This window comes from Fonticella tunisiensis (assembly GCF_004364155.1).
In the GTDB taxonomy this organism is placed as follows: Bacteria; Bacillota; Clostridia; order Clostridiales; family Caloramatoraceae; genus Fonticella; species Fonticella tunisiensis.
Map to the genome: position 1 here is coordinate 1 of NZ_SOAZ01000043.1, position 12191 is coordinate 12191.

8 protein-coding genes, 1 tRNA gene and 1 rRNA gene are annotated in these 12191 nt (G+C 35.7%); all 10 read left to right on the forward strand.

Annotation, left to right across the window (positions count from 1 at the left end):
• Positions 1–90 (forward strand): 5S ribosomal RNA (gene rrf, locus EDD71_RS14535); the annotation flags it as partial.
• A 16-nt stretch (positions 91–106) separates the two neighbouring features.
• Positions 107–181: transfer RNA gene (locus EDD71_RS14540), tRNA-Glu, on the forward strand.
• A 267-nt stretch (positions 182–448) separates the two neighbouring features.
• Positions 449–1660 (forward strand): argininosuccinate synthase, encoded by a 1212-nt coding sequence (locus tag EDD71_RS14545; protein ID WP_133629446.1) that lies wholly within the window; start codon positions 449–451, stop codon positions 1658–1660.
• The gene (argH, locus tag EDD71_RS14550; RefSeq protein WP_133629447.1) at positions 1661–2977 is read left to right on the forward strand and encodes an argininosuccinate lyase; all 1317 of its coding nucleotides are present in this window, start codon (positions 1661–1663) and stop codon (positions 2975–2977) included. It begins immediately after the preceding gene.
• Between the two features lie 190 nt (positions 2978–3167).
• On the forward strand, positions 3168–4241 hold the full coding sequence (gene carA, locus EDD71_RS14555) for a glutamine-hydrolyzing carbamoyl-phosphate synthase small subunit (RefSeq protein ID WP_133629448.1): 1074 nt from the start codon (positions 3168–3170) through the stop codon (positions 4239–4241).
• On the forward strand, positions 4234–7446 hold the full coding sequence (carB, locus tag EDD71_RS14560) for a carbamoyl-phosphate synthase (glutamine-hydrolyzing) large subunit (protein WP_133629449.1): 3213 nt from the start codon (positions 4234–4236) through the stop codon (positions 7444–7446). Before carA ends, carB begins: the two co-directional genes overlap by 8 nt.
• Before the next feature lie 198 nt (positions 7447–7644).
• Complete coding sequence (locus EDD71_RS14565) at positions 7645–8847, forward strand: aspartate aminotransferase family protein (RefSeq protein ID WP_133629450.1); 1203 nt, start codon at positions 7645–7647, stop codon at positions 8845–8847.
• 13 nt (positions 8848–8860) lie between these two features.
• Positions 8861–9427 carry a GNAT family N-acetyltransferase gene (locus EDD71_RS14570; RefSeq protein WP_133629451.1) on the forward strand — a complete coding sequence of 189 codons (567 nt, stop codon included), beginning with the start codon at positions 8861–8863 and terminating at the stop codon, positions 9425–9427.
• Between the two features lie 31 nt (positions 9428–9458).
• Positions 9459–10499, forward strand: coding sequence for an N-acetyl-gamma-glutamyl-phosphate reductase (argC, locus tag EDD71_RS14575; RefSeq protein ID WP_133629452.1), 1041 nt, complete (start codon positions 9459–9461; stop codon positions 10497–10499).
• A gap of 19 nt (positions 10500–10518) precedes the next feature.
• Positions 10519–11388: an acetylglutamate kinase gene (gene argB, locus EDD71_RS14580; protein WP_166636505.1), complete on the forward strand. Its 870-nt coding sequence runs from the start codon at positions 10519–10521 to the stop codon at positions 11386–11388.
• Positions 11389–12191 lie beyond the last annotated feature (803 nt).

Below are 12191 nucleotides of genomic sequence, written 5' to 3' on the forward strand. Positions count from 1 at the left end.
CCCGTTCCCATTCCGAACACGAAGGTTAAGCCCTGTAACGCCGATGGTACTATGGCGGAGACGCCATGGGAGAGTAGGTAGCTGCCGGATGAATATATTGATATATGGCCCCTTGGTCAAGCGGTTAAGACACCACCCTTTCACGGTGGTAACAGGGGTTCGAGTCCCCTAGGGGTCACCAAATAGAAGGCTTAGGCCTTCTTTTTTTTATTTCCAGGATGATACGAGCTATTTTCCGGTCCTTAATGCAAGTCAGTCTAGTATTATCAATGACGTTTTGTTGTATACTCATTTTGATTTTGCTTTTCCGAAGTTTTTTTAGCGATAAACTTACTATCACATGATTAAATGAATAATTATAAAAAATATTGAATAATTATAAATATAAATGTATGATTATAATATAGGTTTGAAGTTAATAAGTATTGAAAAAGGGGCGTTGAGAAAAATGAAAGAGAAGGTTGTTTTAGCTTATTCTGGAGGCTTGGATACCTCCATCATAGTAACGTGGTTGAAGGAAAACTATGATTTTGATGTAATTGCTGTTTGTGTGGATGTTGGTCAGGAAGATGATATGGCAGAAATCGAAGAAAAAGTTCTGATTACAGGAGCATCTAAGGTATATATTGAAGACGTTAAAGAAGAATTTGTAGTAGATTATCTTTACAAAGCCATAAAATCGGGAGCTGTTTATGAAGATAAATATCTCCTGGGAACGTCCTATGCAAGGCCATTAATTGCCAAGAAGCTTGTGGAAATAGCCCATAAAGAAGGGGCAAAGTACATAAGCCATGGCTGTACAGGAAAGGGAAATGATCAGGTGCGTTTTGAAGTGAGCATAGCTGCATTAGATCCTGAAATCAAAATTATAGCCCCCTGGAGAATATGGGATATTAAATCAAGAGAAGATGCTATTGACTATGCATATGCAAAAGGAATAAAAATACCAGTGACAAAAGAAAAGATATATTCTCGAGATAGGAATCTATGGCATATAAGTCACGAAGGTGGTGATTTGGAAGAGTTAACAAATGAACATAAAACGGATATGTATGTAATGATTACTCCACCTGAAAAGGCGAAGGATGAGGCAAGTTATGTAGAAATTTATTTTGAGCAGGGAATTCCTAAAAAGGTTGATGGGAAGGAACTTTCGCCAGTAGAACTTGTGAAAACGTTGAATAAAATTGCCTGTGAAAATGGAATAGGGGTTGTGGATATAGTTGAAAATAGGCTGGTAGGCATGAAATCAAGGGGGGTGTATGAAACGCCGGGAGGTACCGTACTGTTAGCTGCCCACCGTGAAATTGAGCAAGTTACTCTTGATAGGCAGACATATCATTATAAACAGCTTGTGGCTCAAAGATATGCTGAGATTGTATATGATGGAATCTGGTTTAGTACTTTAAGAGAGGCTTTAGATGCATTTATCGATAAAACTCAGGAAAATGTTACAGGAACTGTGAAATTAAAGCTCTATAAAGGAAATATCATGGTAGCTGGAATAGATTCTCCTTTTGCATTATATGACAAAGGAATATCCTCTTTTGGAGAGAGTAAATTGTATAGTCATAAGGATGCAGCAGGGTTTATCAGCTTATTTGGACTACCATATAAAATAAAAGCAATGACAGAAAAAAACAAGGAAGGGAATAGTTAAATGAAGCTCTGGGGAGGAAGATTCAAAAAAAAAGAAAGCAAATTGATGGAAGACTTTAATAGTTCCTTAAGTTTTGATAAAAAATTATATTTTGAGGATATTAAAGGAAGCCAGGCCCATGCTAAAATGCTGACTCAATGTGGGATTTTAACGGAAGAGGAAGGCAGTCTTATTGTATCTGGATTGACATCAATGCTTGAAGATATAGAAAAGGGAGATCTTACAATAGAAGGGGAATATGAGGATATTCACAGCTTTGTGGAGGTGAAGCTTATAGAGAGAGTGGGGGAAGTTGGGAAAAAGCTTCATACGGCGAGAAGTAGAAATGATCAAGTAGCAGTAGATATGAGACTTTATTCCAAGAAAAAAGCTTTAGAAGTTGTAGAATTAATAAATGAACTTCAAAATGTGATTTCAAAGCTTGCAGAAGAAAATCCCTTTATTATGCCTGGATATACCCATCTTCAAAGAGCCCAGGTTGTAACTTTTAAGCATCACATGATGGCGTATTACAATATGTTTGGCAGAGATAAAAAGAGGGTATTAAATGCTGTAGAATTGATGGATGAAAACCCTCTTGGATGTGGTGCCCTCGCTGGAACAATTTATAACATAGACAGACAATACACAACAAACGAGCTTCAATTTAAAAAACCCGTGGACAATTATTTGGATGGAGTAAGCGATAGGGATTATATAATAGAACTGATTTCTTGTTTTTCTATTCTCATGATGCACTTTAGCAGGTTAAGTGAAGAATTGATTTTATGGAGTAGTAAAGAGTTTAATTTTATTGAAATTGACGATCAGTATGCAACTGGAAGTAGTATTATGCCGCAAAAGAAAAACCCGGATGCTCCAGAACTCATTAGAGGAAAGACCGGAAGGGTATATGGAGCCTTGATATCCATTCTTACTACAATGAAAGGACTTCCCCTTGCATATAACAAGGATATGCAGGAAGATAAGGAACCGTTCTTTGATGCAGTAGATACAGTTTTAAAGTGTATTAGCATGATGATTGCAGTGCTTTCAACTTTAAAGGTTAAAAAAGAAAACATGCTTAATGCAGTAAAAAGCGGTTTTTTAAACGCCACAGAAGTTGCAGATTATCTTGTGAATAAAGGAATGGCTTTTAGAGATGCCCATGGAGTGGCAGGTTCAATTGTACTTTATTGCGAAGAAAAAAATAAAGCTATAGAGGATTTAAAAATAGAAGAATTTAAGGAATTCAGTTCATTATTTGAAGAAGATATTTATGAATTCATAAATTATGAGAGCATTTTAAAAAGAGGAATAAAAAAAATCATGCAATAGTTATTAAAAGATAACTTTGGATACAGATATTGGGGACATACCTGCTCGGTCGGTATGTCCCATTATCTTAAATATTGAATAAATATGATAAATATAATTGTATTATTATACATAATAATGTATAATTATTTACACAGCGAAAGTTTATAGGAAAAGTTTTCATTGTAAATATACTGAAAGGAGCAGATACATGAAAGCAAAACTTGTGCTGGAGGATGGTACAACATTTTGGGGAAATTCTTTTGGTGCTACTGGAGAAGTTTTCGGTGAAGTAGTTTTTAACACTTGTATGACCGGATATGAAGAAATTTTAACAGATCCTTCCTATAAAGGACAAATCGTTACAATGACTTACCCGTTGGTTGGAAATTATGGTTTTAATGAGATAGATAGAGAATCCCATAAGCCACATGTCAATGGATTTATTGTGAAAGAGATATGCGATGCGCCGAGCAACTGGAGGTGCAAAATACTTCCTGAAGACTATTTTAAAAAACATAATATAGTAGGTATAAAGGATATTGACACAAGAAGACTCACAAAGCACATAAGAAGATATGGCAGCATGTATGGAGTTATATCCACAGAATGTTATGATACAGAAGCACTTTTAAGCAGGATAAAAGAAAAGGCTTCAATTAAAACAAATCTTGTGGAGGAAGTTAGTACACCGGAAATGTATCATCTACAGGGAAAGGGAAAGAAAATTGCTGTCATGGATTTTGGAATAAAACGAAATATACTAAGAATCTTACATCAGCTGGATTGTAATTTATATGTATATCCTTATATCGCAAGTGCAGAAGAACTATTAAAAATCAATCCCGATGGGATTCTTCTTTCAAATGGACCAGGAGACCCGGAAGATTTGCAAGAGTCAGTAGAAAATATTAAGAAGCTATTGGGAAAGAAACCTATCATGGGAATATGCTTAGGGCATCAGCTTCTCGGGTTAGCTCTAGGAGGAAAGACTTATAAGTTAAAGTTTGGACATCATGGAGGCAACCATCCTGTAAAGGATTTTACTACAGGAAGGGTTTACATCACTTCACAGAATCATAATTATGCATTACAGCATGATTTCTGCAAAGATGCAGTCATAACACATGTAAATGTAAATGATAATACGGTAGAAGGTTTTCGACATAAATTTCTTCCGGTGATTAGTGTGCAATATCATCCGGAGGCGGCTCCCGGACCTCAGGATTCCAGCTATATATTTAATGATTTTATGAAAATGATAGAGGTGAATTCCAATGCCTAAGAGAGAAGATATAAAAAAAGTAATTGTTATAGGTTCAGGCCCTATAGTCATTGGTCAGGCAGCAGAATTTGATTATTCTGGTACTCAGGCTTGTAAGGCATTAAAAGAGGAAGGTATAGAAGTCGTACTTATCAATAGCAATCCTGCAACGATTATGACAGACAGGGAAGTTGCAGATAAGGTATATATTGAACCTATTACTTTAGATTTTGTTAAAAAAATTATCTATAAAGAAAAACCCGACGGAATTCTTTCCTCTCTTGGAGGACAAACGGGACTTAATATGGCAGTAGAGTTAGCTAAAGATGGAATATTGGAAGAATTGGGAGTTGAACTTCTGGGAACACCCCTTGAATCCATTCAAAGAGCTGAAGATCGTAAGCTTTTTAAAAAGACTATGGAGGAAATAGGGGAAAGAGTGCCTAACAGTACAATTGTGACTAATTTAAAAGATGCCGTAGCTTTTGCGGAGAAAGTTGGATTTCCTATTATAGTACGTCCTGCCTATACTTTAGGTGGAACTGGAGGTGGAATTGCAAATGATATGGAAGAATTTAAATATATCGCAGGCCGTGGATTAAAATTAAGTATGATTCATCAAATACTGCTTGAACAAAGTGTGGCGGGGTGGAAAGAAATTGAATACGAAGTTATAAGGGATAATGCAGACAACTGTATTGTGATATGTAATATGGAAAATTTGGATCCTGTAGGAGTACATACAGGAGACAGTATTGTAGTAGCTCCAAGTCAAACTTTGTCCGATGTAGAGTATCAAATGTTAAGGTCTGCTTCAATTAGAATTATACGTGCACTTAAGATTAACGGCGGCTGCAATATACAGTTTGCCTTAAATCCAAATAGTTTTGAATATGTTGTTATAGAAGTCAATCCAAGAGTTAGTCGTTCCAGTGCTTTAGCTTCAAAAGCTACGGGATACCCTATTGCAAGAGTAACGGCTAAAATCGCTGTTGGTATGAATCTTGATGAAATTAAAAATTCTATTACGCAAAATACCTATGCTTGTTTTGAGCCTTCCCTTGATTATGTGGTGACAAAAGTTCCAAGATGGCCTTTTGATAAATTCAACACCGCAAACCGCACCCTTGGAACGCAGATGAAAGCTACTGGAGAAGTGATGGCAATCGGAAGAACCTTTGAAGAGTCTTTTTTAAAAGCAATCGATTCTTTGGATATTAAGCTAAATTATCAATTGGGATTGAAGGAGTTTGAAGATAAATCCATAGAGGAGCTGAAGGAGTTTATTAGAGTTCCCAGAGATGAGAGGATTTTTGCTATATGTAAAGCACTGCAAAAGGGGGTTTCTGTAGAAGAAATTGTGGATATAACAAAAATAGATTATTTCTTTATTAAAAAACTTGAAAAGATCGTCCTTCTTGCCAAGGAAATCAAGGAAAGTTCTATTGAACATATCAGCTATGAGTTGATGTATAAAGCGAAAAAGATAGGATTTGGAGATTCTTATATAGCAAATTTAATGAATACCACCGTAGAGAAAGTTATGGAAAAAAGAAAGCAGTACAGAATATTTCCAGTATATAAAATGGTGGATACCTGTGCCGGTGAATTTGAAGCAGCTACGCCCTATTATTATTCAACATATGAAGAGGAAGATGATGTAGTGGTAAATGATAGGCGTAAAGTAATTGTAATTGGTTCTGGACCAATTAGAATAGGACAGGGAATTGAGTTTGATTATTGTAGTGTCCACTCAGCACAAACCCTTAGAGAATTAGGGGTTGAATCTATTATTGTAAATAACAATCCAGAAACCGTAAGTACAGATTTTGATACATCCGATAAACTTTATTTTGAACCACTTACAAAGGAGTGTGTATTGGATATCATTGAAAAAGAAAAGCCTGAAGGAGTAATTGTTCAGTTTGGAGGACAAACGGCTATTAATCTTGCCACTGCATTGCAGGAGGCTGGAGTCAAAATTTTAGGAACAGATGTAAAAAGTATTGATATTGCAGAAGACAGAGAAAAGTTTTTAAAACTTTTAGAAAAGCTTAATATTCCGCTTCCACCTGGCAGTACTGCTTTTTGTGTTGAACAGGCCATAGAGATTGCCAATGAAATAGGGTATCCCGTCCTTGTGAGACCTTCTTATGTTCTTGGTGGTCGGGCAATGGAAATTGTATATAATGACAGGGAATTAAGAGAATATATGCAGCTTGCAGTAAACGTTTCAACGCAGCATCCTGTGCTTATAGATAAATATATTTTAGGAAAAGAGGTGGAAGTTGACGGAATTTCCGATGGGATAGATGTTTTAATCCCTGGAATTATGGAACATGTAGAACGAGCAGGAGTTCACTCAGGAGATAGTATGGCAATATATCCACCTCAGAAACTGGAAGAAGACAGTAAAAACATTATAATTGAGTACACTTTAAAGATTGCAAAAGCGTTAAAGATCAAGGGACTTTTCAATATACAATTTGTATTAGACGAAAAAAACAAAGTCTATGTCATTGAAGTAAACCCACGTGCTAGTAGAACGGTTCCCATACTGAGCAAGGTGACAGGAATACCTATGATCGCTTTGGCAACCAAAGTTATTATGGGTAAGTCTTTAAAAGGCCTGGGATATGCTACCGGATTAGTAAAGGAAACTGATTTTATAGCTGTAAAAGTTCCCGTTTTTTCCTTCTCCAAGCTCACTATGGTAGATACTTTTTTAGGACCAGAAATGAAGTCCACCGGAGAGGTTATGGGAGTGGACAAAGAGTATAATAAAGCTTTGAATAAAGCACTTGTGGCCTCTGGAATCAAAATTCCTGCTGCTGGAAATGTGCTGCTATCTATTGCACAAAGGGATTTGGATGAAGGCGTAGAAATTGCAAAAAAACTTTTCAATATGGGATATAAATTGTTGGCTACAAATCATACATATTCTTATTTAAAGGAGAGGGGTATAAATGTTAAGCTAATTCCTATAGAAGAAGTGCAGAGATGGCTGAAGGAGGATAGGATTGATTTGGTCATTAACACTCCTACAAAAGGAAAAATTCCTACCCGAAATGGGTTTTCTATAAGACGCACAGCAATGGAATATAACGTGCCATGCATTACGTCTTTTGATACTTTGAATGCCATACTTGCAACTATTGAAAGAAACAGGGAAGAAAATCATAAGATGGATGTATATTCTTTAAGTGAATATTCGTTTGGGATATAGTCAGTGCTTTAAATATGCTCACATCCTTTTTAATCCGTTGTGTTGCTCTGAAAAGTCCATCAAATAAAAGTAGAAAATATCTACAGAGTAAATAATTATTGAATTTTTATTCAATAAAATGTATAATTATTTAGATGATAAATTTATATGGCTCCTGGTTTTTTAAATATTTATTCTATAATTTTGGAGGGGTATTATATGACTTTACAAGAAATTATAGGCTTGGATAAGCAATATTTTATGAATGTATTCGGAGATAGAAATCCTGTCTGTTTTAAACGGGGCAAGGGAATGCTATTGTGGGATTTAGAAGACAAGGTATATTATGACTTTTTAGGTGGAATCGCAGTGAATGTTTTAGGACACAGCCATCCTAAACTCGTAGAGGCATTAAAATCACAGCTTGAAAAATTACTTCATACATCAAACCTCTACTATATAGAATCCCAGGCAAAATTAGCAAAGATCCTTGTAGAAAATTCTTGTGCAGATAAGATATTTTTTGCAAATAGCGGTGCTGAAGCCAATGAAGGAGCAATTAAGCTTGCGAGAATTTATTTTAAGAAGAAAGGTTTCAATCATAAATATGAAATCATTACTCTAAAAAATTCTTTCCATGGAAGAACTATGACTACGGTTGCTGCAACGGGACAGGAGAAGTACCAAAAGCCATACTATCCAATTACACCTGGGTTTAAGCATGTTGAAATCAACAATATAGAAGCACTGAAAGAGGCGATTACCCCTTCTACTTGTGCAGTCATGTTGGAGCCGATTCAAGGAGAGAGTGGAGTCAATCCTGTAGATTATGAATATATGCATGAGCTTAAGAAAATTTGTGAAGAAAATGATATTTTATTGATTTTAGATGAAGTTCAAACTGGAATTGGAAGAACAGGAAAATTATTTGGATATCTTCATTATGATATAGAGCCAGATATCTTTACGTTAGCGAAGGCGTTAGGCGGAGGAATTCCCATTGGAGCTGTCTGTGCAAAAGAACATGTTGCAAATGCTTTCGAACCTGGTGATCACGGAAGCACTTTTGGAGGAAACCCTTTTGCTTGTACAGCAGGACTTGCAGTAATGAAGACGATATTTAATGATGGATTAGTAGAAAATGCGAAAAAGATGGGAGAATACTTTAAAGAGAAACTTAATCAATTGAAAGAGAGACATAGCATCATCAGTGAGATAAGAGGAAAAGGATTGATGATAGGTATAGAGCTTTCTATCGATAATGCAAGGGAGATCACAAGAAAACTACTGTATAAGGGATTCCTTGTAGGAAATGTAGGGGAAAAAGTTTTAAGAATTCTTCCCCCATTAATTGTGACCTCAGAGGATATTGATAAATTGATAGCAAGTATAGATGAAATACTAAGTGAGATTAGTGTATAAAGGGGGTAGATACATGGAGCCAATAGCTGTACAACAAGAGGGAATAATATTTTTAAAAAAACATTTCAATACTTCAGAAAAATTCGGAGAGATAGAAAAGAAGGTTTTAGAAGTTAGAAGGGCGAAACTTGAGGATATATCGGAAATACAGAGGATAACAAAAGAAGCCTTTAAACAATATAGGGAGTATGCAGGCGGAGATAGCAAAATTGCTGCGATGGAAGAAACTTATGAGGATATAAAAAGAGATATTGAAACAAAAGAAGTATTTGTAGCCCTATTGAATGGTATACCTGTGGGAAGTGTAAGAATAGAAGTATTTCCTGATAAAACTGCGTATTTAAGCAGATTTGGAGTCAGACCGGATTACCAGAATAACGGAGTAGGAAAGGCACTGCTTGATGTGGTGGATACAGCAATGAAAGAGATGGGTATAAAAAAGATATATCTTCATACAGCCTCTAAAGCGACTCCTCTTATTTGTTGTTACTATAAAAGGGGTTTTTATATTGACTCTACCACGAAAGATAGGGGATATATAAGAGCTTTGTTGTGCAAGGAATATAAAGAAGACGAATAAAATACTTATTCGTATTCAAGGAGGACTTGTGATGATAAAAGTTGGTATATTAGGTGCAACTGGATACGTAGGAATTGAACTTGTAAGGATTCTGTCGCAACATCCTCAGGTTAAAATTGTTTCAGTTGTATCTCAAAGCTTTGTAGGGCAGAATATTTCCGATATTTACCCGAATCTTCGGGGAATCGTGGATCAAAAATGCGAAGAGCTCGATGTGGAGAAGATAGCAAATCGATGTGACGTAGTTTTTACAGCCCTTCCACATGGCGCTTCCAAAACTGTAATCCCACAATTTGTACAACATGGAGTGAAGGTTATAGATTTAAGTGGAGACTTTAGATATAATGATGTGTCTATATATGAAAAATGGTACGGGACAAAACATGACAACCCAGAGTTATTAGATATTTCCGTGTATGGACTGCCTGAGCTGCACAGAGATGAAATTGCAAAAGCTCACCTCATAGGAAATCCGGGATGTTATACGACCTGTTCCATCCTTGCTTTAGTTCCTTTGATTGCTAATAAGCTGATTGATACGCGTCATATCATTATTGATGCAAAATCCGGTGTATCGGGAGCTGGAAGAGGGTTATCATTAGATACCCATTTTTGTGAATGCACTGAAAATATTAAGGCTTATAAGGTTGCTACACACAGGCATACTTCAGAAATAGAACAGGAGCTGAGCCTTGTGGCAGGAGAGGAGATTATTCTTTCCTTTACACCCCATCTTATTCCTATGAAACGGGGTATTCTAAGTACAGCTTATGCAGATTTGAAACAAAAGTATACGGCGGGGGAATTGCTAAAAATCTACGAAGAATATTATAAAGGCGAATTTTTCATCCGAATATATGATGAGGGCAAGCTTCCGGAAACAAACCACGTGTCAGGTTCTAATTTTGTAGATATTGGTTTGGTGGTAGATGAAAGGCTAAATAGAGTAGTCGTTGTTTCGGCCCTTGACAATTTGATAAAGGGTGCTGCCGGCCAGGCTGTTCAAAATATGAATATTATGTTTGAATTGGATGAAAAAACAGGGCTTGTTGCTTCGGGGCTGTATTTGTAGTTAAGAAAGGAATGTGCTTATGGAAACTTTAATTAAAAAAGCTGGAACACTTATCGAGGCATTGCCATACATTCAAAGGTTAAATGGAAAAACCGTTGTTATAAAATACGGTGGAAATGCCATGATAAGCGAGGAACTGAAAAATTCAGTTATGGAAGATATTACACTTTTGAAGTATATTGGAGTAAATCCAGTTTTAGTGCATGGAGGTGGGCCTGACATAACTAAAGCGTTGAAGCTTTATAATATTGAAAGTAAATTCATCAATGGATTGAGGGTTACAGATGCGCAAACTATGGAAGTTGCTCAAATGGTGCTTGTGGGGAAAACTAACAAGGAAATAGTTTCTTTGTTAAACTGCAAAGGTGGAAAAGCCGTTGGTTTTTGTGGAATAGATGGTAAACTTATTGAATGTGAGCGATATAAAACCACTGTTGACGGGGTAGAAACGGATATAGGCTACGTTGGAAAAATCAGAAACGTTAATTCAAGGCTGCTGGAGTTAGTGGCAAAGGATGAATACATTCCAGTGATTGCGCCTGTTGGAGTGGATATGGAAGGTAAAAGCTATAACATTAATGCAGATACGGTGGCTGGAGCAGTTGCCTCTGCACTAAAAGCTGAGAAAATGATTCTTCTTACGGATGTAGAAGGAATTAAATATTCAAAAGATAGCGATGAAGTAATTCCTGAAATCACTATAAAAGAAGCTTATGAATTAATTGATAAAGGTATCATTACCGGAGGAATGATACCAAAGGTATTAGGATGTATAGAAGCACTTGAACAGGGAGTAAGCAGAACACATATTATCGATGGACGAATTCCACATTGTATATTATTAGAAATATTTACTAATAAGGGAATTGGAACAATGATAAAAAATTAAATTGATTTGAAATCAATCGTAAAAGACATTAGATCCATCTGAAGAGATGAATCTAATGTCTTTAGTTTTAAGTAGATATCGAAGGAATATTATTTTGTTTTCCACATCCTTTTTATTTCCATTTTTTATTGGGGCATAAGATATTAGACGCAATCAGGGCTTACATGGGCATAAAAGGCAACAATATTCCAACACCAATTGGAATGCGTGAGGATTTAGACCATTTAGTTAATGCTCCAATCAAATAAAAATATAAAAATATTACAACAGTATTTTTAAACAGTACCAAAACTTATAAGTAATTAATCAAACTTCCGGTATTTTTTGATAAGATAAACCTTTATTTTGTAGGGGTATAGCCTTAGGATATATAAATAAAATACTTAAAGTCAATGTTAACGAATCCAGGAGTGTCTATATGTAATACATTAAGATTTCTAAAGAATTTTAAAGAAAGGTATATTTATTTTATTATCATGGGAAATAATAGATTTAATAAATACAATTTCCTGTGGTAATATATAAAAGTCGCTGTGATAAGACAGCAATAGAGAGTCAAAGGTGGTTGACACAATATATATGGTTTGATAAAATATAAAAGCTGTCCCGATTGGGGACATTGAAGTTTAAAAATTACCATTTGACATCTACTTAGGACCCATGATAATATAAACAAGCTGCTTGATGAAGCATCAAATAAAAAATTGCTAGTTGACATAATAGAAATGACATGATAATATAATCTAGCGACATCGGTCCTAAGGGACATATAAAGTTTGGCCTTTGAAAATTGAACAGTGGAA